Annotated in this window: 20 protein-coding genes; 13 read left to right on the forward strand and 7 right to left on the reverse strand. The window is 73.4% G+C overall.

The annotated features are described in order from the left end of the window. Window positions 1–92 precede the first annotated feature (92 nt). Entirely contained in the window at window positions 93–407 is a 315-nt protein-coding gene (locus ACGF3H_RS33365) for a hypothetical protein (RefSeq protein WP_393589183.1), read from the reverse strand. A 65-nt stretch (window positions 408–472) separates the two neighbouring features. Then, window positions 473–1,255 (reverse strand): hypothetical protein, encoded by a 783-nt coding sequence (locus tag ACGF3H_RS33370; protein WP_362494029.1) that lies wholly within the window; start codon window positions 1,253–1,255, stop codon window positions 473–475. Window positions 1,256–1,701: 446 nt separating this feature from the next. On the opposite strand from ACGF3H_RS33370, the gene ACGF3H_RS33375 reads away from it, so the two are divergent. Further along, window positions 1,702–2,520, forward strand: a complete 819-nt coding sequence (locus ACGF3H_RS33375; protein WP_362494031.1) for a hypothetical protein — start codon at window positions 1,702–1,704, stop codon at window positions 2,518–2,520. Window positions 2,521–2,869: 349 nt separating this feature from the next. Continuing rightward, window positions 2,870–3,085 carry an I78 family peptidase inhibitor gene (locus ACGF3H_RS33380; RefSeq protein WP_362494034.1) on the forward strand — a complete coding sequence of 72 codons (216 nt, stop codon included), beginning with the start codon at window positions 2,870–2,872 and terminating at the stop codon, window positions 3,083–3,085. A gap of 100 nt (window positions 3,086–3,185) precedes the next feature. Here the strand turns inward: ACGF3H_RS33380 and ACGF3H_RS33385 are convergent, their stop codons facing one another. Together ACGF3H_RS33385 and ACGF3H_RS33390 are read right to left on the reverse strand one after the other, a co-directional pair. Beyond that, window positions 3,186–4,205, reverse strand: coding sequence for a phosphatase PAP2 family protein (locus tag ACGF3H_RS33385; RefSeq protein ID WP_362494038.1), 1,020 nt, complete (start codon window positions 4,203–4,205; stop codon window positions 3,186–3,188). 237 nt (window positions 4,206–4,442) lie between these two features. After that, window positions 4,443–5,636, reverse strand: coding sequence for a mannosyltransferase family protein (locus tag ACGF3H_RS33390; RefSeq protein ID WP_362494041.1), 1,194 nt, complete (start codon window positions 5,634–5,636; stop codon window positions 4,443–4,445). A gap of 257 nt (window positions 5,637–5,893) precedes the next feature. Between ACGF3H_RS33390 and ACGF3H_RS33395 the strand changes: the two genes are divergently transcribed. Beyond that, on the forward strand, window positions 5,894–7,504 hold the full coding sequence (locus ACGF3H_RS33395; protein ID WP_362494044.1) for an MFS transporter: 1,611 nt from the start codon (window positions 5,894–5,896) through the stop codon (window positions 7,502–7,504). Window positions 7,505–7,944: 440 nt separating this feature from the next. Beyond that, window positions 7,945–9,138 (forward strand): acyl-CoA dehydrogenase family protein, encoded by a 1,194-nt coding sequence (locus ACGF3H_RS33400; protein ID WP_362494046.1) that lies wholly within the window; start codon window positions 7,945–7,947, stop codon window positions 9,136–9,138. Window positions 9,139–9,177: 39 nt separating this feature from the next. On the opposite strand, the gene ACGF3H_RS33405 is transcribed toward ACGF3H_RS33400, so the two are convergent. Next, on the reverse strand, window positions 9,178–9,615 hold the full coding sequence (locus ACGF3H_RS33405) for a cell division protein SepF (RefSeq protein WP_189230407.1): 438 nt from the start codon (window positions 9,613–9,615) through the stop codon (window positions 9,178–9,180). Between the two features lie 291 nt (window positions 9,616–9,906). Here ACGF3H_RS33405 and ACGF3H_RS33410 point away from each other — a divergent pair, with 291 nt between their 5' ends. After that, window positions 9,907–11,082 (forward strand): DUF5685 family protein, encoded by a 1,176-nt coding sequence (locus ACGF3H_RS33410; protein WP_362494049.1) that lies wholly within the window; start codon window positions 9,907–9,909, stop codon window positions 11,080–11,082. A gap of 7 nt (window positions 11,083–11,089) precedes the next feature. Here ACGF3H_RS33410 and ACGF3H_RS33415 read toward each other — a convergent pair whose 3' ends face one another. Beyond that, the gene (locus tag ACGF3H_RS33415) at window positions 11,090–12,037 is read right to left on the reverse strand and encodes an ABC transporter substrate-binding protein (protein WP_362494052.1); all 948 of its coding nucleotides are present in this window, start codon (window positions 12,035–12,037) and stop codon (window positions 11,090–11,092) included. 425 nt (window positions 12,038–12,462) lie between these two features. Between ACGF3H_RS33415 and ACGF3H_RS33420 the strand changes: the two genes are divergently transcribed. From ACGF3H_RS33420 to ACGF3H_RS33455, 8 genes are all read left to right on the forward strand, one after another. After that, window positions 12,463–13,320, forward strand: a complete 858-nt coding sequence (locus ACGF3H_RS33420; RefSeq protein WP_362494055.1) for an amino acid ABC transporter permease — start codon at window positions 12,463–12,465, stop codon at window positions 13,318–13,320. Then, on the forward strand, window positions 13,317–15,104 hold the full coding sequence (locus ACGF3H_RS33425; protein WP_362494058.1) for an FAD/NAD(P)-binding protein: 1,788 nt from the start codon (window positions 13,317–13,319) through the stop codon (window positions 15,102–15,104). The genes ACGF3H_RS33420 and ACGF3H_RS33425 overlap by 4 nt, the downstream gene beginning before the upstream one ends. Further along, window positions 15,101–15,862, forward strand: a complete 762-nt coding sequence (locus tag ACGF3H_RS33430; RefSeq protein ID WP_362494061.1) for an amino acid ABC transporter ATP-binding protein — start codon at window positions 15,101–15,103, stop codon at window positions 15,860–15,862. The genes ACGF3H_RS33425 and ACGF3H_RS33430 overlap by 4 nt, the downstream gene beginning before the upstream one ends. A gap of 65 nt (window positions 15,863–15,927) precedes the next feature. Then, window positions 15,928–17,013: an LLM class flavin-dependent oxidoreductase gene (locus ACGF3H_RS33435; protein ID WP_362494063.1), complete on the forward strand. Its 1,086-nt coding sequence runs from the start codon at window positions 15,928–15,930 to the stop codon at window positions 17,011–17,013. Further along, window positions 17,010–18,308 carry an NtaA/DmoA family FMN-dependent monooxygenase gene (locus tag ACGF3H_RS33440; RefSeq protein ID WP_362494066.1) on the forward strand — a complete coding sequence of 433 codons (1,299 nt, stop codon included), beginning with the start codon at window positions 17,010–17,012 and terminating at the stop codon, window positions 18,306–18,308. The genes ACGF3H_RS33435 and ACGF3H_RS33440 overlap by 4 nt, the downstream gene beginning before the upstream one ends. A 4-nt stretch (window positions 18,309–18,312) precedes the next feature. Then, window positions 18,313–19,098 (forward strand): DUF1684 domain-containing protein, encoded by a 786-nt coding sequence (locus ACGF3H_RS33445; RefSeq protein ID WP_362494068.1) that lies wholly within the window; start codon window positions 18,313–18,315, stop codon window positions 19,096–19,098. 209 nt (window positions 19,099–19,307) lie between these two features. Next, window positions 19,308–20,222, forward strand: a complete 915-nt coding sequence (locus tag ACGF3H_RS33450) for a S1 family peptidase (RefSeq protein WP_362494070.1) — start codon at window positions 19,308–19,310, stop codon at window positions 20,220–20,222. Between the two features lie 300 nt (window positions 20,223–20,522). Next, entirely contained in the window at window positions 20,523–21,605 is a 1,083-nt protein-coding gene (locus ACGF3H_RS33455; RefSeq protein WP_362494073.1) for a S1 family peptidase, read from the forward strand. A gap of 76 nt (window positions 21,606–21,681) precedes the next feature. Here ACGF3H_RS33455 and ACGF3H_RS33460 read toward each other — a convergent pair whose 3' ends face one another. Next, the gene (locus ACGF3H_RS33460; protein ID WP_362494076.1) at window positions 21,682–22,740 is read right to left on the reverse strand and encodes a DUF3533 domain-containing protein; all 1,059 of its coding nucleotides are present in this window, start codon (window positions 22,738–22,740) and stop codon (window positions 21,682–21,684) included. Window positions 22,741–22,826 lie beyond the last annotated feature (86 nt).

Raw genomic sequence — 22,826 nt, forward strand, 5'->3', positions numbered from 1 at the left:
GCTCCGGGGGGGCGCCCAATTTTGGGGGGGGGGGGGGGGGGGGGGGGGGGGGGCGGGGCGGCCCCCCCCCCCCCCCGCCGCTCCACCCGCGCTCAGGCGCCCCGACGCGGGGCCGGCGGCAGTGCGGCCGGGACGTGGCGCATCGTCCCGGTGCCGTGCGGGCCGAGCTGGCCGACGCGCTGCCACGGCGACTGCTGACCGAGCCGGGTGCTGTGTGCGCCCAGGCTGTAGGCGCCGTAGCCCCGGCCGCGGGACATGTCCCCGAACCCGGTGAACTCCAGCTCCTCCTCGCCGCTGCGATCCCCCGGCAGCGAGCGGAAGGACCTGACGTACTCGGCGTAGAGCGCGTCGTAGATCGGCGTGGCCGAGGGGCCACCGTGGCGGTGGGAGGAGTCGTATGCGTGCACGTATGTCCAAACGACCCCGGGCCGGAAGGGATGCGGGCGGGACGGCGGTCACCCGCGCCCGGTGATCAGGTCCCGGCCAGGGGCAACGCGGCGGCGACCAGCTGTCCGCCGGCCGCCGCCTTGTCCAGGGCGTCGCGGAGCAGGTCCTCCCGGGGCTGCCGGCCGATCGTCCCGACCGGCGCCGCGAACATCAGCACCTGCTGCTGCTTGTTGGCCGCCGCGCGCCAGCCCTCGGTGACCTGGAGGGGCTGGTGCGCCTGCCACCAGGCCACCGGCCGGCCGCCGTTCGTCCCCGGCTGGAGCACCGCGTGCAGCTGGCCCATGGCGATCAGCACCGACCAGCCGTGCAGCACGGTGGGGGCGGTGGACAGCTCGACGACCGGCGTGAAGCCCTGTTCGATGAGCAGCGGCAGGAAGTCGTCGCCGGCGCCGGTGGTGCCGGGCCGCACGATGGGGGCGGTCGGCTCGACCACGAGGGCCGGGTGCAGCTCGTCGGCGATCAGCACGAGTCCGCTGGTGACGCCCAGCACAGCCTGCTCGGGCGCGGCCGTCTCCGGCTGCGGGCGGGCTGAGCCGCCGTTGATGGACCTCACGGCCCCCTGGAGCTGCTCCTCGGTGACCTTGACGACCTGTGAGGGAAGGCAGCCGGCGTGGGCGAAGGCGAGAACGGCGGTCTCGTCCCCGACGAAGAGAACGGTGCTGGTGCGCTCCTGCTCGCAGTCGCCCGGAGTGCGGCAGGACGTGCAGTCGTAGCTGCCCGGGGCGGATTCCCCGGCGAGCAGGCGGTCGGCTTCTTCGTCGCCGATCTCGGCGCGTACGTCGTCGCTGACGTCGAGCATGCGCGGCACGGGTGGCTCCCTCGGGATGCGGTGCGTGGCCGGGCCGGGTGGCTCCCGGCCCGCGGTCCGGGTGGGTCCCCGGCTCATGCTGAAGACAACGGGCGATCCGCGGCGGGAGTCACGCCCCCGGGGCGAACGGAATCGAACCGCCCGGCACCGGGCCGGGACGGCCGAGGCGCCGAACAGCGGTCGTCAAGTGCCGTGTCATGAAACGGAGTTGGCGAGGAAGGGGCAGTCGAACGTCGCTGGATCGGTAGGTCGACAAATCAGGAAATCAGCGAATGAACCGGGTGGCGGAAAACTGTCTGTACGGCGCGTGTGCCGGGCCCGCGACCGGCCCGCCACCGCCGGCCGTGACCGCATCGCAATCGGACACGGACAACCGGAAGAGTGGGTCGCGGGTCTGACCGGACGAGGAGAGGCACGAGGAGAGACCCAGGGAGGGACCGCACCGCATGACGTCGCAGCCCCCGTCGGCCGCCCCGCTGTGCGCCGACTGCATCGCCGACTCCGCGGGCGGCCTCACCTTCGACGTCGCCGCGTACGGCCGCACCGGGGCGGCCCACCTGCTGCTGCGCCGCCGCACCGCCGACGCCTCCGAGGACACCGTCGGCCTGCCGCTCGCCCCGGCCGCCGAGGGACGGCTGCGCGCCGCGCTGCCCAGCAGCGTCGCCCTGCCCGAGGGGCGCTGGGACGCCTACGCGCACATGTCCGGCGGCGTTCCCCGGCGACTGGTCCCCGGCGTCACCGACCTGCGTTCCCTCGCCGACCGGACCCCGAGCGGTCTGCTCGGCCACGTCGCCGTCCGCATCCCGTACGCCACCCGGCAGGGCAACCTCACCGTCCGCAGCTGGCTGCGCGCGCCCCACGCCGAGGCGACCGAGCTGCGCCTCCAGGACGACGGGCTGACCGTACGGGGGCGGGTCTACGGCACCCTGCTCGCCGCCGGGGCCCACGCCGAGCTGCGCGCCCGCCCCGGTACGGGCGCGGAAGGCGTGCACCGGCTCGGCCTGACGGCCGACCGGGCGGAGTTCCGGCTCCGCATCGCCTATGGCGCCCTCGCGCCGGGCCGGTGGGACCTGTGGCTGCGGACCGCGGGGGAGCGGGGGCCCGCCGTGCGCGTCGCCCGGCTGCTCGACGACATCGCCGACAAGGAGCCCGTCCTCGTCTTCCCGCGCGTGCGCGTGGACACGCGGCACGGCCCCGTGGAGGCCGGCCCCTGCTACACGCGGGACAACGACCTGTCGGTGCACGTCACCGTGCCGGCCGGCTGACGGACCGGGACGTCCGCACCGGGCACGGAGAACTTGTGAGCGAAAAGTGTGTCTCCTGTGGCGGTATCCGATCGCCGCGCGATCGCCCGGGTTCGTCCGAGGGAAAGCGAACGGAGTCGTCGGGCAACTTCGGCGCCTTTTTCCGCTCGCTTATTCGAGGGGTCGGCGCGACATCCCGGAATTGCCCCGACGTCTTCGCGGAAGAAGTCCGGAAGCGTCCATCCGGGTGACGGAGTTCGGTCAAAACGCATGCCGTGATCCTGTGACAGAAATGTGACCGTCGGGCGTCCGCGCCGCCCGATACGGGCCCGGGCTTCCCCGCCCGTGGGGCAGGGCATAGCGTGGTGACATGCCACCGATTCCCACACCCCCCGCCGAACCCCAGGACAGCCCGGACACCTACGTGGGCCTCGATTCCGGTGCGGCCGAACGGCTCGCGCGCGAGCGGGGCTGGTCGACGGTGCGGTCGCTGGCGCCGGGGACGGTCATCACCATGGAGTACCGCGTGGGCCGGCTCAACTTCGAGGTGAAGGACGGCCGCGTGGCGCGCGCCTGGAAGGGCTGACACGCGCCGACGGCCCCGGCCCTCCTGTGCGGAGGGCCGGGGCCGTCGTGCTGCGGGGGAGAGGCTGTGCGTACCGGCCCCCGCGCGCCCGTGGGGGCGGTCAGCCGCCGGACAGGGGCCGTGCCGCCGGGGCCGTGCTGCGCGGATGACGGTCGGAGTGCGGCGGGCGGCGGCTGCCCGCCGGGGTGACCGGCGTGCGGTCCGAGCGGGCCGTGTGCGGGCCCGGGGCCAGGTACACCGGCGCCCGGGTGGCGCGGGGTGCGGCCACCGGCTCGCGCGCCGGGGTCTCCTCCCGGCCGGGAACGGGGTGCGCGAGCACCACGGGAGCGGCGACCGGCTCCTTCGCCGGCCGCGTACGGCCGCGCCGGGCGGACCACCGGTCCCGCAGGCCGAGGATCCAGACCTCGGTGCGGGCGATCAGCGGCTCGAACCACGGCAGCGCCAGCAGGATCAGCAGTCCCGCCGTCCAGCCGAGGACGACATCGCTGAGCCAGTGCGTACCGAGGTAGACGGTGGACATCCCGACCCCGAGGGACGTGACCGCCGACAGCGCCGACAGCCAGCGGCGCGCCCGGGGCGTCGATGCCAGGTAGGCCAGGATTCCCCAGGTGACCACGGCGTTCGCGGTGTGACCGCTCGGAAATATATCTCCGCCGAGCCACATCTCGTTCGCCCCGACCGTGGTCGCGTAGTGCGGCCCCAGCCGCCCCATGCCGATCTTGGCGGCGCCGACGGTGACGTTCAGCAGCAGCAGGGAGGTGCCGAGCGCGAGCAGGGGCCGCAGGGTGTGCTGGCGCCAGGACCGCCAGCCGAGCCAGGCCGCGACCATCACCGCCGTGGGGCCGCGCTGGCCGAGGACCACGTAGTAGTCGACGAACGCGTGGATCTCCGGCCACTGCTGGTAGGGCCGGAAGAACATGACCTGCCAGTCGAGCCGGACCAGCCACGAGGTGATCAGCACGGCCCACACGATCGCGATATAGAACGCGAGGGTCCCGGAGAACAGCGCAATGCGGTGCCGGCTCATCACCGGCACATCTAGGTGGGCCGGCCGTTCCGGCTCCCGGTCGAGTCTCGCGAACACCCGGTCCAGACGGGTGAGGTTCCGTTCGGTACGCACCCAATCGACGTTACAGCGAGTGAGGAGTGATCCTTGCCGAAACAACGGCTTTGTGATGACGATGTGATGTGGGATTCCTCTCAGGAGTGGTCTTTTCCCGGAGAATCCGCAATCAGGCCCTGCTGTGGGCTTCAATTCCTTTGATCGGCCCGGTCGGCGGTTTTATCGTGCTTATGAATTCGTTAACCGAATGCTGGTGCGCCATTCTCCCGGCGCTCACCGGGCGAACGGGACCGGTCAGGGCGGACCCGAGCCGTTCAGCCAGAACGCGCCGTAACCGGCGGAGACGACGGCGACACCCGTCACCACCAGCACCGACCTGGACGTGCGCAGCCTGGACAGGGCCAGGGCGAGCGGCAGCAGCAGCGGGAAGGCGGGCAGCAGCAGCCGGGGCTTCGAGCCGAAGTAGCTCGACGCGCACAGGGCGAGAGCCGTGACGATCCCCGAGTACACCAGCAGCGCGAGCGGCTGGCGCTGCCGTACGCAGACCACGTACAGCCACAGCAGCAGGGCGACACCGGCGACGAGGCCGACGCCCGCCAGGGCCGACGGGAACGACGTGAGCTTCCCGCCGACGAACCGGGCGAAGGACACACCGCCGTCGAAGCCGTTGCGCCAGCCCGCCTGGACGTCGAGATAGCCGAACGGGCCCCGGCCGGTCCGGTGGCCGACCCACAGCACGTATCCGGCGGCGCCCAGGGGCGCGAGCAGCATGCCGAGTGCACGCCGCACGCCCTCGGCGGGGGCGCGCTCCGGCGAAAGGGCGCCGCGCGCGGCGGTGCCGCTCCGGGTTCGCCCGAATGCCGCGATCGCGGCCACCCACACCGCCGCCGTCACCGCGAGCCCCACCGGCCGGGTCAGCCCGGCCAGCGCGGCCAGCGCTCCCGCCGTCACCCAGCGCCCGGTCAGCACCGCGTACAGCGACCAGGCGGCGAGCGCGGTGAACAGTGACTCGCTGTACGCCATCGACTGCACGATCCCCACCGGCAGCACGGCCCACAGCAGCACCGCGCACACCCCGAGCCGGCGGTCGTACACGTGCTCCGCCACCGCGAAGATCCCCCAGGCGGCCGCGAGCGAGGCGAGCAGGCTCACCACGAAGCCCGTGTCGGCGTACGACAGCGGGCTCACGGCCGCGCCCAGCCGCTCCAGCCAGGGCAGCAGGGGGAAGAAGGCCAGGTCGGAATGGACGTCGCCGTTCGGCAGCCGCACCTCGTAGCCGTAACCCAGCTCGGCGACCCTGGTGTACCAGAGGGAGTCCCAGCGGGCGGTCAGCAGGGTGTACGCGCTCTTGTCGCGCGCGGCGCTCCACAGGGCCAGCGCGAGCAGGCCCAGGGCGCGGACGGCCGCGTAGCCGAGGAGCGCCGGGGCGGCCCGGCGCAGGGCTCCGGGGCGGCGGCCCGCCACCACGCGCGTTTCAAGATCGGTCACGGGCCCGATTATCCGCCGGGCACCCGGCGCCGCGGCCGGCCGGGGTCGGCGGCCGGGCCGGTGCGGTGGCGGACACCACACAGGTCATGCGGGATGTGTGAGCTCGAACACGCGAGTGTGCGACGGACTCGCGTACGCTGGCGAGTCACTCGCGATCCGTTGCACGGCCAGGGGACCCCGCTCCCTCCGGCCGCCGCCGGGGAGTCCCCACCCCGCACGGCCCGCCGGACGCGAGGGAACATCTTGGAGGTACGTGCATGTCCGGGACGACCACGGCTGCCGCCACGCCGCGCCGCCGGGCTGCCGGGGCCGGCGCCAACCGCTGGGTGGTCCTCGTCGTCCTCTGCGTCAGCCTGCTGCTCGTCGCCGTCGACGCCACCGTCCTGCACGTGGCGGTCCCCGCCGTCACGGAGGACCTGAGGCCCGGCGCGATCGAACTGCTCTGGATCGTCGACGTCTACCCCCTGGTCTGCGCCTCGCTGCTGATTCTCTTCGGCACGCTGGGTGACCGGGTCGGACGCAGACGGATCCTGCTCCTCGGCTACGCGCTCTTCGGCGTCGCCTCCGCGCTGGCGGCCCTCGCCGACGGCGCCCAGGTCCTGATCGCGGCCCGCGCGCTGCTCGGGGTCGGCGGGGCGATGATCATGCCGGCGACGCTGTCGATCCTGCGCGAGGTCTTCCCCGACCGGCGGGAGCGGGCGCTGGCCATCGGCATCTGGAGCGCCGTGGCCGCGGTGGGCGCGGCGGTCGGGCCGCTGCTCGGCGGCTTCCTGCTGGAGCACTTCTGGTGGGGCTCGGTGTTCCTCGTCAACATCCCGCTGATGCTGGTCAGCCTGCCGGTGGGGCGGCTGCTGCTGCCCGAGTCGAAGGGCGACGGCACCGGGCCCTGGGACGTCGTCGGCGCGCTGATGGCGGCGGCCGGGCTGTTCGGGGTCGTCCTCGGCGTGAAGCGGCTCGGCGGCGGGGAGCCGGTGGTGAGCGCGCTCACCGTGCTGCCGCTGGTGGCGGGCGCGGTCCTGCTGGCCGGCTTCGTACGGCGGCAGCGGCGCCGGACGCATCCGCTGGTGGACCTGCGGATGTTCCGGCGGCCGGCGTTCAGTACGTCGGTGGGCTGCATCGTGCTGGCCATGCTGGCGCTGGTGGGGCTGGAGCTGATCGCGGCGCAGTACCTGCAGCTGGTGCTCGGGCTGTCCCCGCTGGAGACCGGGCTGCGGCTGCTGCCGCTGACCTTCGCGGCGATGGCGGCGGGCCTGGCGGGCGCGCGCCTGCTGCGGCGGTTCGGGCCGCGCCGGACGGTGTGCGCCGGGTTCTGTCTGACGGCGGCGGCGGTCGTGCTGCTGACGGCGATGGGCCGGGCGGACAACTGCGCGCTGCTGCTGTCCGGGTTCGTGCTGCTCGGCTTCGGCCTGGAGACGACGCTGTTCGGGGCGTACGAGTCGATGCTGAGCGAGGCGCCGCAGGAGCAGTCCGGCGGGGCGGCGGCGATCGGCGAGACGTCGTACCAGCTGGGCGCCGGGATCGGGATCGCGCTGCTGGGCAGCGTGATGAACGCGGCGTACGCGCCCGGGCTGACGGGGGGCGTGCCCGGGGTGCCGGCCTCGGCGTCGGTGGCGGCGGGGCATTCGCTGGGGGAGGCGTACGAGGTCGCCGCGCAGCTCGGGGGGCCTGCGGGGGGTGCGTTGCGGCGGGCCGCGGGCGATGCGTTCGTGCACGGACTGCATGTGACGTTGCTGGTGAGTGCGGGGCTGTTGTTGCTGGGGGCGGTGATGGCGTTGCGGTTGCCGCGGGTCATGCAGTGCGAGGAGGAGTCGGAAGCGGTGGCGGTGCCTGCGCCTCGGGACGCCGTGGAGTCACGCGTCTCGGTGTGACCGTGCTCGTCTCCCACCCGCACATCCCCGTTCACCGCCGGCCGAGAGGCTGACGTCGCCCGTGGGGCCCGAGCGCCGCCGGCGGCCGCGGTTGGTGCCCCCCCGGCCGCGCCGCTTCCCGTCGCCCGGCGCCGTCGGTGGCTGCGGGCGGGTGCCCCCGGGGCCGCGCTCCTCTGGGTCGGCGGTGACGGCGCACCCTCCTTGCCCGGCGTGTCGGTGGCTGCGGGCGGTGGACCCGGTGGCGCGCCGCTTCCGGTCGCCCGGCGTGGTGGTCGGGTGCGGGCGGTGGCCCAGGGCCGCGCTGCGTTTCGTTCGGCGGTGGACGGGTGGCGCGTGGGTGGGGGACGGGCATGGTGGACGTGGGCGGCCTCGCATCGTAACGTCGGCATGAGAATTCATAACTAGCACCGCTAGTTTTCATTCGTCCCGGAGGGTGTCCCATGGCCTCGTCCCCCAAGTTGCCCGCGTTCGACCCCGTCGATCCCCTCGGCATCGACGACCTGCTGGAGCCGGAGGACCTGGCGATCCGGGACACCGTGCGGGGCTGGGCCGCCGACCGCGTGCTGCCGCACATCGCGGAGTGGTACGAGAAGGGCGAGCTGCCCGGCGTCCGGGACCTCGCCCGCGAGCTCGGCTCCCTCGGCGCGCTCGGCATGTCGCTGGAGGGCTACGGCTGCGCCGGCGCGACCGCCGTCCAGTACGGGCTGGCCTGTCTGGAGCTGGAGGCGGCCGACTCCGGCATCCGCTCGCTGGTCTCCGTGCAGGGCTCCCTCGCCATGTACGCCATCCACCGCTTCGGCAGCGAGGAGCAGAAGGAGACGTGGCTGCCGCGCATGGCCGCCGGTGAGGTCATCGGCTGCTTCGGGCTGACCGAGCCCGACCACGGGTCCGACCCGGCCGGCATGCGGACCCGGGCCAAGCGCGACGCGGGCGGCGACTGGGTGCTCGACGGCCGCAAGATGTGGATCACCAACGGGTCCGTGGCCGGCGTCGCCGTGGTGTGGGCGCAGACGGAGGACGGCATCCGCGGGTTCGTGGTGCCCACCGACAGCCCCGGTTTCTCCGCGCCCGAGATCAAGCACAAGTGGTCCCTGCGGGCCAGCGTCACCAGCGAGCTCGTCCTCGACGGCGTACGGCTGCCCGCCGACGCGGTGCTGCCGGAGGTCACCGGCCTGCGCGGACCGCTCAGCTGCCTGTCCCACGCCCGCTACGGCATCGTCTGGGGTGCGATGGGCGCGGCCCGCAGTTCCTTCGAGGCGGCCCTGGAGTACGCGAAGTCGCGGGAGCAGTTCGGGCGGCCCATCGGCGGCTTCCAGCTGACCCAGGCCAAGCTCGCCGACATGGCGGTCGAACTGCACAAGGGGATCCTGCTCGCCCACCACCTCGGGCGGCGCATGGACGCCGGCCGCCTGCGTCCCGAGCAGGTCAGCTTCGGCAAGCTCAACAACGTACGCGAGGCCATCGACATCTGCCGCACGGCCCGCACGATCCTCGGCGCCAACGGGATCTCCCTCGAATACCCCGTGATGCGGCATGCGACGAACCTGGAATCGGTGCTCACCTACGAGGGCACCGTCGAGATGCACCAGCTGGTGCTGGGCAAGGCGCTCACCGGACTCGACGCCTTCCGGTGAGGCACGGGCGGGGGCGGGGCCGTGGTGCGCGGCCCCGCCTCAGCTCTGGTTGAAGAATCCGTCCGACCGGTGCGCGGCCGGATCGCCGCTGATCACCTGCGTGTCGGCCGGGCTCAGCAGGAACACCCGGGTGGACACGCGCTCGATCGAACCGCGCAGGCCGAAGATCAGACCGGCCGCGAAGTCCACCACGCGCTTGGCGTCGCCGGCCTCCATCGCCGTCAGGTTCATGATGACCGGGACCCCCTCCCGGAACAGCTCGCCGATGGCCCGTGCGTCCCGGAAGCTGTCCGGGGTGACCGTGCCGATCCGCCGGCCCCTCTCCTCGGCGACGTCCGAGGCCACCTTCACCCGGGGGTCCGTGACCCAGGCGTCCGGGGACTCGGTGCCCTCGGAGTAGTCGTCGTCGTAGTAGCGCTCGTCATCGTTGTCGTCGACGAGGCCGAGCCACGCACTCGCCTTGCGTACCGATCCCATGGACGCCTCCTCTCACAGCGGTCTTTCGTGCCTTCCGCATCCCTATGGTCATCCATGATGCGGACGTCGCGCCAAGTGGATAGACGCCGCGCGGGGGGTTTGTGACGGTACTGGTGCACAGCGAATCCGTCGAGAGTCCTTGTGTCCCAAGGGCCGATTCCCAAACGGATGCTGACCGTGAGTGAAATATGATTCTTCCCGGCGGACGGGTGAGGGACGGTGCGTACGGGTGAAAGCGGCTGTCGGTACGATGCCGCAGCTCAGCGTCGTACGAACCCACGGGGGAGTGTCGTGTTCGGAATCGTCAGGCCATGCAGGCACCGGCTCGGAGAGAGCCTCACCAGCCAGTGGATGGCGCATCTGTGTGGGTTGTGCCTCGCGCTGCGCAAGGATCACGGCCAGTTCGCGCGCATCGTGACGAACTATGACGGGCTGCTCATATCGGTGTTGACGGAGGCTCAGGCCGAACGGGGCGGCGCGGGTGCCGGCCGGCGCACGGCGGGGCCCTGCCCGTTGCGCGGGATGCGCACCGCTTCCGTCGCGCACGGTGAGGGTGCCCGGCTCGCGGCGGCCGTCTCCCTGGTGCTGGCCTCGGCGAAGGTGCGCGACCATGTCGCGGACGGGGACGGACTGCTGGCCCGGCGGCCGGTGGCCCGCGCCGCCCGCCGGGTCGCCGCCGGCTGGGACGCGGCCGGCCGACGCGGCGGCGGTGCCGTCGGCTTCGACACGGCGGTCCTCGTCGACGCCGTGGACCGGCAGGCCGGCATCGAGGTGCTCGCCGGGCCCGGGACACCGCTCCTCCGCGTCACCGAGCCGACCGAGACCGCGACCGCCGCCGCGTTCGCCCACACCGCCCACCTCGCCGGACGGCCGGACAACGCCGGGCCGCTCGCCGAGGCGGGGCGCCTGTTCGGCCGGCTCGCCCACCTCCTGGACGCCGTGGAGGACCAGGAGGCCGACGCCGCGGCCGGCGCCTGGAACCCGCTCACCGCCACCGGCACCCCGCGCACGGAGGCCCGCCGGCTGGCCGACGACGCCGTGCACGGGATACGGCTGGCGCTGCGCGAGGCCGAGTTCACCGACCGCCGGCTGGTGCACCGGCTGCTGGTGCACGAGTTGGGCACCTCCGTCGACCGCGCCTTCGGCACCCCCTCCTGTGCGCACGGCAGCCACCCGTACGCGCCGCCCGGCGCCCCGGGCGGCCCCGGTGCGCCGATGCCCCCGGAGCCTCCGCACCGCGACCGGCGGGGCCTGCTCGCGGGGTGCGCCGTGTGGCTGGGGCTGGCCTGCACGTGCCAGATGTGCTGCGGCACGTTCGAGGACCCCTGGAGCCGGCAGCGCCGGGACGGGCTGTGCTCCCAGTGCGACTGCGGTGACTGCTGCGACTGTTGTGACTGCTGCAGCAACTGCAGCAGTTGCAGTGACGGGTGCTGCTGCGACGGCTGCGACTGCGGGTGCGACTGCTGAGCGGCCGTCAGTCCTTCAGCTCTGGGGGCGAGATCTCGGACCGGGCGATCGCCGACTCCGTCGTCCCCCACTTCTTCAGGATGCTGGCGTACGTGCCGTCCGCGATGAGCCCGTTCACCGCGGCCTGGAGGGCGGGCGCCAGCTTCGATCCCTTCTTCAGGGCGAAACCGACGTCCAGGCGGTGGAACTCGTTCAGGAACGTCAGACCCTCCTGCTGGGCGACGGCGTAGCGCAGGCCGTCGATCGTGGACATCACGACGTCGCTGCGGCCCTGCTGGAGCGAGGACCACAGCGCGCCCTGCTCGCTGTAGGTCTGCACCTCGTAGGCCTTCTTCCCGGCGTCCGTGCACAGGTGCCCGTTCTCCTCCAGCGTGGCCTCGAAGGTGGTGCCGGCGCCGGTGGCGACCTTGAGCCCGCACAGCTGCGCGAGGTCGGTGACCTTCGACAAGCCGCTGTCCTCGCGGGCGGCGAAGCCCTGTCCGTCGTTGATGTACGTCACGAAGTCGATCGTCTTGCGCCGCTCCTCGGTCACGCCGAAGTTGGCGGCGCCGACGTCGTACTTGCCGCTGTCCAGGGCGGGCAGGATCGCCTCGAAGGACGCCTGTTCGGTCGTGAGTCCGATGCCGAGCGCCTTGGCGACGGCGTTCGCGAAGTCGACGTCCTGGCCGGTCAGCGTCCTGCCGTCGGACAGGTAGGTGGTGCCGGGCGGCGTGCCGCCGACGCTGACGGCGAGGGTGAGGCCGTCGGTGCCGGGGGGCAGCAGCTTCACGGCTGCCGGGTTCTCCTCGACGCCGGAGACGACGTCCGTGGTGGGGATCGCGTCGGAGCCGCCCGCCGCGCCCGCGACGTCCGCGGCGGGGTCGCCGGAACCGCAGGCGGTGAGGAGAAGGGCCGCCGAGGCGATCAGGGCGAAAGGCGTGAAGAGCCTTTTTCGGGCACGCGTGGGCGTACGCATGTCAGTGGTCTCCTGGGAACGGAAGAAGGCAGGGGGCGGCACGAGGGGAGGGGTGCGCGTGAAGGCGTGAAGGCGTGAAGGCGTGCAGGCGTGCAGGCGTGCAGAAGAGGCGGGAATACCCGCGGAGCCCCTACGGGGTCAGGTGATCAGGGCAGGCAGGGGGGCGGCTCAACAGGAAGAGGACCACACTCGACCGAAGTCGATGTGGGAGCGCGTGACCAGCCACTGCTGCGGATGCATGGGCCAAGTGGAACAGGCATCCGGTTCCGCGTCAACGACTTGAGATGTGCGGCTCACAGTGTGGACAGCCTTGACAGCGCACCGAAACCGCCCCGTACTCTCGGCGCACGGCTCTGCTGAGGGGCTCGGCCGTGTGAAGGCACCACCCACCGTGTCCGACTGACTCGATGTCACGGAGCCTTCGCATGTCCTCCGACACCCTCGACCGACCCGCCGCCGTACCGGACGCCCCGGACAAGGCGGACCTCCCGCGGATCGTCCCGCAACGCCGCCTCGGCCAGTGGACGGCCGCCGTCGCCGTCCTCGTGCTTCTCGGACTGGCCGTCAACTCCGTCCTGCGCAACGACGCCTTCCAGTGGGACGTCGTCGCCGACTGGTTCACCTCCGACTCCGTCCTGCGCGGCCTGTGGCTCACCCTCTGGCTGACCGCCGTCGTCATGGTCCTCGGCTTCGCGCTCGGCACCCTGCTCGCCGCGTTCCGGCTCTCCGCCAACCCCGTGCTGCGGGCCGTGAGCTGGGGCTACGTGTGGCTGTTCCGGTCGATACCGATCCTGGTGCAGCTCCTGCTGTGGTTCAACATCGGCGCCCTGTACCCGCAGGTCCTCGGCGTGAAGACCGTCGACCTGCTCGGCCCGGTCACCGTCGCGATCATCGGCCTGACCCTGCACGAGGCCGCGTACGCCGCCGAGGTGGTGCGCGGCGGCATCCTCTCCGTGGACCGCGGCCAGATCGAGGCCGCCCAGGCCCTCGGCCTCGGCCGGTGGCGCCGATGGCGGCGGATCGTGCTCCCGCAGGCCATGCGTTCCATCGTGCCGCCGGCCGGCAACATGCTGATCGGCACCCTCAAGGGCACCTCCATCGTCAGCGTCATCGCGGTACAGGACCTGCTCTACTCGGTCCAGCTCGTCTACCACCGCACCTACCAGGTCATCCCGCTGCTGATGGTGGCCACCGTCTGGTACACCGTCGTCACCTCGGTGCTCGGCGTCGGCCAGTACTACGTCGAGAAGCACTACGCGCGCGGCACGGAGCACACCCGATGACCCGGCCCGCGCTGGTCGTCGTCGGTGCCGGACCGCGCGGCACCGGCCTGCTGGAGCGCATCGCCGCCAACGCGCCCGAGCTGTACGGCGATTCCGGCCTCGACATCCACCTCGTGGACCCGCACCCGCCCGGCGCCGGCCGTATCTGGCGCGAGCGGCAGTCCCCGCTGCTGTGGATGAACTCGCACGCCGAGGACGTCACCATGTTCACCGACGAGACGGTGGAGATGGCCGGCCCCGTACGGCCGGGCCCCACCCTGCACGAATGGGCGGGCCTCGACGGCCGCACCTTCGCCGGCCGCCGGGTGCAGGGCGCCTACCTGCGCTGGGCGTACGAGCGTGCCGTGGCCGCCCTGCCCCCGGGCTTCGTGGTGTACCACCACGCCCGGCGCGCGCTGCGGGTCGACGGCCCGCGCGAGGGACGCCAGCGCGTGTGGCTCCAGGGCCGCACCCTCCCGCTCCTCGCCGACCTCGTCGTCCTCACCCTCGGCCACCTCGACGCCGAACCCGACGACGAGCAGCGGGACCTGGCCGCGTACGCCCGCACCCACGGCCTGGTCCACCTCCCGCCGGACTTCACCGCCGACAGCGACCTGTCCGCGCTGCGCCCCGGCGAACCCGTCCTCGTCCGCGGCTTCGGGCTGGCCTTCGTCGACCTGATGGTGCTGCTGACCGAGGGCAGGGGCGGACGGTACGACGGCGACACGTACGTGCCGTCCGGGCGGGAGCCGGTGCTGCACGTCGGCTCCCGGCGCGGGGTGCCCTACCACGCCAAGATCGGCTACGACTGGACCGGCGACCGGCCCCCGCTGCCGCGGTTCCTCGGACCCGCCGAGGTCGACGCGCTGCTGGCCCGGCCGGAGGGCTTCGACTTCCGGCGGGACGTGTGGCCGCTGGTCGAGAAGGAACTAGGCTTCGCCCACTACCACCGGCTGTTCACCGCCCACCCCGAGCGGGTGACCCTCGCCCGGGCCGCCTTCGAGACCCGGTACGCCGCCGCCGACACCGCCGAGCGCGCCGCTCTCGTCGCCGCCGCCGTGCCCGACCCCGCCGACCGGCTCGACCTCTCCGCCCTCGACCGGCCCCTCGACAAGGTGACCTACGGCTCGCACGACGAGCTCCAGGAGGGGCTGCGGCGGTACGTCGAGGACGACCTGCGACGCCGTCACGACCCGGAGCACAGCCCCGACCTGGCCGTCTTCCTCGCTCTGCTCTCCGTCTACGGGCAACTGGTCCGGCTCGGCGACATCGGCGGCTGGTGGCACGGCTTCTTCAGCTACCTCGCCTCCGGCCCGCCCGCCCCCCGGCTGCGCCACCTGCTCGCGCTGTCCCGGGCGGGCGTGGTCCGCTTCCTTGGCGCCGGCATGACCGTCACCGCCGAGGACGGCGTCTTCCGGGCCTCCGGTGCGAGCGTGCCCGGCTCCGTCGTCGAGGCCCGGGCCCTGGTCGAGGCACGGCTGCCGCACCCCACCGTCGAGCGGGCCCGCGACCCGCTGCTGCGCGCGCTGCACGCCGACGGCGCCGCCGCCACCCCCGACGGACTGCTGGCCGTGGACCGCACCGACGGGCGGGTCCTGGACCGGTCGGGCCGGCCCCACCCGCGGCGGTTCGCGCTCGGCCCGCACACCGACGCGCGCGGTTCCGGCGCCTTCACCCGGCCCCGCACCGGCGGAGTGGCGTTCCGGCAGAACGACGCCACCGCACGGGCCGCGCTGGCCTTCCTGCACACCTCCGCCGGTCCCGCGGCCGGCCCCCACCCCCTGCTCGAGGAGTCCGCACGATGAGCGTCATGGTCGACATCAGGTCCGTCCACAAGAGCTTCGGCACCCTGGAGGTCCTCAAGGGCATCGACCTCACCGTCCGCACCGGCGAGGTCACCGTCGTCCTCGGCCCCTCCGGATCCGGCAAGTCCACCCTGCTGCGCACCGTCAACCACCTGGAGAAGGTCGACCGGGGCGCGGTCACCGTGGACGGCACGCTGATCGGCTACCGGCGCACCGGCGACCGGCTGCGCGAGCTGCCCGAGCGGGAGGTGCTCAGGCAGCGCACCCGGATCGGCTTCGTCTTCCAGAACTTCCACCTCTTCCCGCACCTGACCGTCCTGGAGAACATCACCGAGGCGCCGGTCTCCGCGCTGAAACGGCCCCGCCGCGAGGCCGTCGAGGGCGCGCGCCTGCTGCTGGACCGGGTGGGCCTCGCCGACAAGGCGGACGCCTACCCGCGGCACCTGTCGGGCGGCCAGCAGCAGCGGGTGGCCATCGCGCGGGCGCTGGCCCTGGAGCCGAAGCTGCTCCTGTTCGACGAACCGACGTCGGCGCTCGACCCCGAACTGGTCGGTGAGGTCCTCGACGTCATCAAGGACCTGGCCCGCCAGGGCACCACCATGATCGTCGTCACGCACGAGATCGGCTTCGCCCGCGAGGTCGCCGACACCGTGGTGTTCATGGACCACGGCCGCATCGTCGAGCAGGGCACGCCCGGTGACGTACTGGACCGCCCGCGCCACGCACGCACCCGGGCGTTCCTCTCCAAGGTGCTCTGACCGGCGCTCTCCGCTCGGTCCCGGACCCCCCACTGACATCCGCTTGCCGGAAAGGGCTCTTCCGCATGACCTCATCCCACGGCCGGCGCCGGCTGCACCTGGCCGCCGCCCTGGACCAGCGGTCGGTGTACGACGCCGGCTCCTACGCGGACGCGGCGCGGCTCGCCGAACGCGGCGCGCTCGACTTCGTGACCCTGCACGACGGCTTCGGCCGCCCGGGTCCCGACGCGCTCGCCGTCCTGTCCCGGGTCGCACCCGCCACGCGGCGGGTCGGCCTGGTCCCCACCGTCACCACCACGCACACCGAGCCCTTCCAGGTCCAGGCCGCCGTGGCCACCCTCGACTGGGTCAGCCGCGGCCGGGCCGGCTGGCGGATCGGGGTGTCGGCCACCGAGGGCGAGGCCCGCCTCTTCGGCCGCCGCCACGCCGCACCCGCCGAGGCCCTGTGGCAGGAGGCCGGCGAGGCCGCCGACGCGGCGGCGCGGCTGTGGGACAGCTGGGAGGACGACGCCGAGATCCGGGACGCGGCCACCGGCCGCTTCGTGGACCGGGACAAGCTGCACCACGTCGACTTCACCGGTGCCCACTTCTCGGTCAAGGGCCCCTCCATCGTGCCGCGGCCCCCGCAGGGCCACCCCGTCCGGGTCGTCGACGCCACCGAGGCGCCCGCCCGCGCGGTCGCCGCCCGGTACGCCGACGTGGCCCTCGTCCGCACCGCGCATCCCGCCGAGGCCGCCGCCGCGCGGGCCGGACTGCGGGCCTCGGCGGCCACCCACGGCCGCGATCCGGACGCCCTGCGCGTCCTCGCCGCCCTGGACGTCGACCTCGGGGACGGCGAGTACGCGGCCGAGCCCGGCCACGGCGAGGGCGGCCCCCGGCCCACCCCGCGCGGCCCGCTCTACCGCGGCGGCCCCGTCGACCTCGCGGAACTCATCGCCGCCTGGCACCGGGACGGCACCGTCGACGGCTTCCACCTCACCCCGGCCGAGCCGCGCCGCGACCTGGAACGGCTCGTCAACGGCACCGTGCCGCTGCTCCAGCACCGGGGCCTGTTCCGCACCTTCTACCCGGGCAGCACGCTCCGGGAGCACCTGGGCCTGAAGCGGCCCGCCAACCGGTACGCCGTCGCGGCCGCGGGAGGAGCGTCATGAGCGCACGGAGGACGATGCACCTCGCCGCCCACTTCCCCGGCGTCGACAACACCACCGTCCGGGCCGATCCCCGCTCGGCCTCGCAGATCGAGTTCGCCTCCTTCGAGCACCTCGCCCGCACGGCCGAACGCGGCCTGTTCGACTTCTTCTTCCTCGCCGAGGGGCTGCGGCTGCGCGAGGACAAGGGCCGCATCCACGACCTGGACGTGGTCGGCCGCCCCGAGTCGCTGACCGTGCTGAACGCGCTCGCCGCCGTCACCGAGCACCTCGGGCTGGCCGCCACGGTCGACACCACCTTCAACGAGCCCTACGAACTCGCCCGCCGGCTCGCCACCCTGGACCACCTCAGCGGCGGCCGGGCGGCCTGGAACGTGGTCACCTCCTCCGGCGCCTTCACCGGCGAGAACTTCCGGCGCGGCGGCTTCCTGGACCGCTCCGAGAGATACACCCGCGCCGCCGAGTTCGTGGCGACCGCCCGGGAACTGTGGGACTCCTGGACCCCGGACGGCACACCCCGCCCCTTCGCCCACCACGGGCGGCACTTCGACATCGCGGGCGAGTTCACCGTGCCCCGCTCCCCGCAGGGCCACCCCGTGGTGATCCAGGCGGGCGACTCCGACGAGGGCCGGGAGTTCGCCGCGTCCTCGGCCGACGTGATCTTCAGCCGGCACGGCACCCTGGAGGCGGGCCGCGCCTTCTACGCCGACGTCAAACGGCGCCTGGCGCGGTACGGCCGGAGCCCGGACGACCTCAGGATCATGCCCGGTGTCACCGTCGTCCTCGGGGACACCGCCGCCGAGGCACGGGAGCGGGCCGCGGAGATACGCCGGCAGCAGGTCTCCCCGCAGACCGCCGTCCTGACGCTGGAGCGGGTCTGGGGCGTCGACCTGTCCGCGTACGACCCCGACGGGCCGCTGCCCGACATCGAACCGGTGCCGGACCCGCAGCTCAGCCAGAGACGCACCCGGCACGGCGACAGCACGGCGATCGCCGAGAAGTGGCGGGCCCTGGCGCAGGAGAAGGGGCTGTCCATCCGGCAGACCGTGATCGAGGCGGGCGCGCGGCAGTCCTTCGTCGGCACCCCCGGGGCGGTCGCCGCCGAACTGGAGGCGTTCGTGGCGCGGGACGCCGCCGACGGCTTCGTCCTCGTACCGCAGCCGACCCCCGGCGGACTCGACGAGTTCGTGGACCGGGTGGTGCCGCTGCTCCAGGAGCGCGGCGTGTTCCGTACGGAGTACGAGGGCGGCACCCTGCGCTCGCACCTCGGTCTCGCCGAGCCGGTGTGGAAGGGTTGATCCCATGACGACGGACGCATCCGACGAGTGGAAGCGCTGGCACGAGCAGCGCGCGGCGACGGTGTCGGCGCCCTACGGGCCGCTCGCGCTGACCGGCACGCACTGGCTGGAGGACTTTCCGGACGGGCGGCTTCCGGGCATCCCGGGCACCTGGGCGGCGGACGGCGACGCCGTGCTGCTGAGCGCCGCCGGGGCGGACGGACTGACCGTGGACGGGCGGCCCCTCGACGGCGCGGTGCGGCTCACGGCCGACCCGGGGCCGGCGAGCGCGGCCCGGGTGGCCCACGGCGAACGGCGCCTGGTCGTCCTGCTCCGCGAGGGCGCCTGGGGCGTGCGCGACTTCGACCCGGCCGCCGAGGCACGGCGCGCGTTCCGCGGCATCGCGGCCACCCCCTACGATCCGCGCTGGTCGGTGCCGGGGCGCTTCACGCCGTACGAGACGGGGCGGCGCAGTGTGCGGGTGCCGAACGCGGACGGGCGGGAGCGCGGGCTCGGCCTCGGCGGGGAGCTGGCCTTCGCCCTGGGCGACCGGCGGCACACGCTCCAGGTGACCGTCGAGGAGGACGGCTCGCTGTGGGCCGTGTTCGCCGACGCCACCAGCGGGAGCACCAGTTACCGCTTCCGGTTCCTGCGCCCGGCCGCCCCGGACGCCGAGGGGCGCACGACGGTCGACTTCAACCGGGCGCTGCTGCCGCCGTGCGCGTTCGCCGACCACTTCATCTGCCCCTTCCCGCCGCCGGGGAACACGCTGGAGGCCGGGATCGAGGCGGGGGAGCGCGAACTGCGCTGATCTCTCGCGGGGGTCGGCGGCGACGGCCGGTCGATGGTTGAAGTCCGAAAGGCACTCTTGCGCCGACCGGCCGTTCGGCCGAATACTCCAACCTCAGCGCTTGTCAGGGGCACGGCGTGTCCGGAACCCGGACGTCCGTCCTCTGGCTGCGCCTCACGGGCCCCAACCCCACGAGAGGGCCCCCGACTTCCCCTGTGGAGGAACGACAAGTGAGGATCAAGCGCACCAACCCCCGCAGCGGCATCTCGAGACGGACCCGGCTGATCGCCGTATCCACCGGTCTCGTGGCCGCGGCCGCGATCGCGATCCCCAGCGCGACCGCGGCGCCCGCCCCCACCCCGGCCACCTTCAGCGCCGCCGAGCTGAACAGCGCCGGCAGCGCCGTGCTCCAGGCCGACGTCCCGGGCACCGCCTGGGCCGTCGACAGCGCGACCGGCCGGCTGGTCGTCACCGCCGACAGCACGGTCACCCAGGCCGAGATCGCGAAGATCAAGGAACGGGCCGGCGACAAGGCCGGCGCGCTCACCATCAAGCGCACCCCCGGCACGTTCAACAAGCTCATCCAGGGCGGTGACGCCATCTACGCGAGCAGCTGGCGCTGCTCCCTCGGCTTCAACGTCCGTGCGAGCAACGGCACCGAGTACTTCCTGACCGCCGGTCACTGCACCGACGGCGCGGGCACCTGGTGGTCCAACTCCGGGCACAGCACGGTCCTCGGCACCACGGCCGGCTCCAGCTTCCCGGGCAACGACTACGGCATCGTCCGGTACACCAACACGTCCGTCAGCAAGCCCGGTACCGCGAACGGCGTGGACATCACCCGCGCGGCCACCCCGAGCGTGGGCACCACCGTCATCCGTGACGGCTCCACGAGCGGCACCCACAGCGGGCGCGTCACCGCCCTGAACGCCACCGTCAACTACGGCGGCGGCGACATCGTCTCCGGGCTGATCCAGACCACGGTCTGCGCCGAGCCCGGCGACTCCGGCGGCCCGCTCTACGGCAGCAACGGCGTCGCGTACGGCCTGACCTCCGGCGGCAGCGGCAACTGCTCCTCCGGCGGCACGACGTTCTTCCAGCCGGTCACGGAGGCCCTGAGCGCGTACGGCGTCAGCGTCTACTGAGGCCGTCCCGCAGCGCGGCCGGCAGCACGACGAGCCCCCGCACGCAGCCTGCGTGCGGGGGCTCCCCCGCGCCCGGTCACGCGCTCGCGGGGCTCGCGGTGCGGTGCGCTCCGCGAATCCTCCTGGAAGGGACATGATTGGTGAAGGCCGTGTGACCGCGCTGGAGTTGTCGTGCGCACGTCCTGGAGTCGACCTTGTGTGCCACCTGTGGAGTGGGAAGAGTTGGCGCTCGTCAACCAGCCTTCCGGTCCGTGAGATCCCCACGACCTCCCGGACCGACCCCCCACAGGAGGACATGAGTTGAAGCACCGACGCATACCCAGGCGGCGGGCGGCCGTGGCAGGTGCGGGCATCGCCGCACTGGTCGCCGCGGGAGTCACCCTCCAGAGTGCGAACGCCAGCGAGTCCCCGGAGGCCTCCGCGCCCGAGACCCTGTCGGTCACGGCGGCCGGGAAGCTCGCCTCCACGCTGCTCGGCGACCTCGGCGCCGACGCGGCGGGTACGTACTACGACGCACAGGCGAAGAGCCTCGTCGTCAACGTGCTCGACGAGGCCGCCGCCCGGACCGTCGAGGAGGCCGGCGCCGAGGCGAGAGTCGTCGAGAACTCGCTCGCCGAGCTGAAGAGCGCGCGCACCACCCTCGCCGAGGACGCGACCATCCCGGGCACCTCCTGGGCCACCGACCCGACCACCAACAAGGTCGTCGTCACCGCCGACCGCACGGTCTCCGGGGCCGAGTGGGCCAAGCTGACCGAGGTGGTCGACGGGCTCGGCGCCAAGGCCGAACTCAAGCGGACCGAGGGCGAGTACAAGCCCTTCGTCGCGGGCGGTGACGCCATCACCGGAGGCGGCGGGCGCTGCTCGCTCGGCTTCAACGTGACCAAGGGCGGCGCGCCGTACTTCCTCACCGCCGGGCACTGCACCGAGGCCATCTCCAGCTGGTCGGACTCCTCCGGCGCCGTGATCGGCCAGAACGAGGCCTCCAGCTTCCCGGACAACGACTACGGCCTGGTCAAGTACAGCGCCGGCGTGGACCACCCGAGCGAGGTGAACCTCTACAACGGCTCCTCCCAGGCCATCTCGGGCGCCGCCGAGGCCACCGTCGGCATGCGGGTGACCCGCAGCGGTTCCACCACCCAGGTGCACGACGGCACGGTCACCGGCCTGGACGCCACCGTGAACTACGGCAACGGCGACATCGTCAACGGCCTGATCCAGACCGACGTCTGCGCCGAGCCCGGCGACAGCGGCGGCTCGCTCTTCTCGGGCGACAAGGCCATCGGCCTGACCTCCGGCGGCAGCGGCGACTGCACCTCGGGCGGGGAGACCTTCTTCCAGCCGGTGACGGAGGCCCTGTCGGCCACCGGTACGCAGATCGGCTGAGCAGCGGCACCGCACGTGAAGTCCCGTCCCGCGCGCGAGGGGCGGGACTTCCGCGCGCTCGCGCGGCGTACGGCGGTCAGCCGGCCTGCGTGGGCAGTTCCGTCTCCTGCCGCCGGCGCCGCAGCACGGCCGCCAGCAGCGTGATCACCGTCCCCGCGACCGCCCAGGCCCACAGCACCAGCAGGGACACGGTCTCGGCGTTGCCCTTGAAGTAGGCGATCGAGCGGGCCGCCCAGGTGCCCGCGCCCGGCGGCAGCCACGGGCCGATCGCCTGCCAGAACGGCGGCAGCATCGGCAGCGGGAAGGCGCCGCCCGCGCTCGGATTGCCCGCGATCACCACCAGCAGGATCGCCAGCCCGATGCCGACGATCCCGAAGACGCCCTGGAGGGCGAGCGTGGCGGCGCCCACCGCGAAGGTGATCAGGGCGCCCAGCCCCCACAGGTCCACCACGCTGCCGGGCAGCGCGCCCAGGATCGGCCCGACGATCACCGCGCCGCCCAGCCCGCCGACGATCGCGACCAGCGCCATCACGATCAGCCGGATCGCCGCGCGGCGCGGGTCGGCCGGCCGGGCGCCGGTGCTGATCGCCAGGATCGACGCGCACAGGTAGCCGCCCACGCACCAGCCGACGACCAGGTAGAAGGACGACAGCCCGTCGAAGTCCTGGGCCGAGGCCGGGGCCACGTCGACGGTGCGCACCGGGCGCCCCTCGGCTGCCTCCAGCTCGCCGACGATGCCCTCCAGGGTGGTGGCGAGGACGGTGCCGCCGCCGGAGGCGACCAGCAGGGTGTCCGTGCCGCCCTCCGGGTCCAGGATCAGGGCGCCGTCGATCTCCCGGTCCAGGATCTGCTGCCGTGCGCTCGCCGCGTCGGCCACCGTGCGCGGGTCCAGCGGCGACCCGGGCAGCCGCTCCAGCCGGGCCACCGCCCGCTCGGCCGCGCCCTGGGGGGCGGCGACGCCGAAGGGCACGTCCCTGGGCCTCGGGTCGTGCAGCGCTCCCACGTAGGAGGCGATGAACAGCAACTGGAGCGCGATCACCCCGAGCACGAGCAGGGTGGCCCGCGGGGTGACGGCGTCCTTCACCTCCCCGAGGAAGGAGCCGCTCCGCGTGCCGGTGCCTGGGGTGTGGGACATGTCCCCACGGTCCGGGGCGGCGGGTGTTTGCGCAGGTGGGAAGGGGCCGAACGGATGTCGCACACACATTCGAAAATTGGTCTATG

The sequence above is a fragment of the Streptomyces sp. NPDC048185 genome (genome assembly GCF_043202495.1).
Classification (GTDB): Bacteria; Actinomycetota; Actinomycetes; order Streptomycetales; family Streptomycetaceae; genus Streptomyces.

What these genes read in the sequence shown, in the direction of transcription:
- ACGF3H_RS33440 (WP_362494066.1), top strand. Translation starts at nt 17,010, where the DNA reads ATGAGCGCACGGAGGACGATGCACCTCGCCGCCCACTTCCCCGGCGTC.
- ACGF3H_RS33460 (WP_362494076.1), bottom strand. Translation starts at nt 22,740, where the DNA reads ATGTCCCACACCCCAGGCACCGGCACGCGGAGCGGCTCCTTCCTCGGG.
- ACGF3H_RS33405 (WP_189230407.1), bottom strand. Translation starts at nt 9,615, where the DNA reads ATGGGATCGGTACGCAAGGCGAGTGCGTGGCTCGGCCTCGTCGACGAC.
- ACGF3H_RS33430 (WP_362494061.1), top strand. Translation starts at nt 15,101, where the DNA reads ATGAGCGTCATGGTCGACATCAGGTCCGTCCACAAGAGCTTCGGCACC.
- ACGF3H_RS33375 (WP_362494031.1), top strand. Translation starts at nt 1,702, where the DNA reads ATGACGTCGCAGCCCCCGTCGGCCGCCCCGCTGTGCGCCGACTGCATC.
- ACGF3H_RS33400 (WP_362494046.1), top strand. Translation starts at nt 7,945, where the DNA reads ATGGCCTCGTCCCCCAAGTTGCCCGCGTTCGACCCCGTCGATCCCCTC.
- ACGF3H_RS33420 (WP_362494055.1), top strand. Translation starts at nt 12,463, where the DNA reads ATGTCCTCCGACACCCTCGACCGACCCGCCGCCGTACCGGACGCCCCG.
- ACGF3H_RS33425 (WP_362494058.1), top strand. Translation starts at nt 13,317, where the DNA reads ATGACCCGGCCCGCGCTGGTCGTCGTCGGTGCCGGACCGCGCGGCACC.
- ACGF3H_RS33435 (WP_362494063.1), top strand. Translation starts at nt 15,928, where the DNA reads ATGACCTCATCCCACGGCCGGCGCCGGCTGCACCTGGCCGCCGCCCTG.
- ACGF3H_RS33415 (WP_362494052.1), bottom strand. Translation starts at nt 12,037, where the DNA reads ATGCGTACGCCCACGCGTGCCCGAAAAAGGCTCTTCACGCCTTTCGCC.
- ACGF3H_RS33380 (WP_362494034.1), top strand. Translation starts at nt 2,870, where the DNA reads ATGCCACCGATTCCCACACCCCCCGCCGAACCCCAGGACAGCCCGGAC.
- ACGF3H_RS33395 (WP_362494044.1), top strand. Translation starts at nt 5,894, where the DNA reads ATGTCCGGGACGACCACGGCTGCCGCCACGCCGCGCCGCCGGGCTGCC.
- ACGF3H_RS33445 (WP_362494068.1), top strand. Translation starts at nt 18,313, where the DNA reads ATGACGACGGACGCATCCGACGAGTGGAAGCGCTGGCACGAGCAGCGC.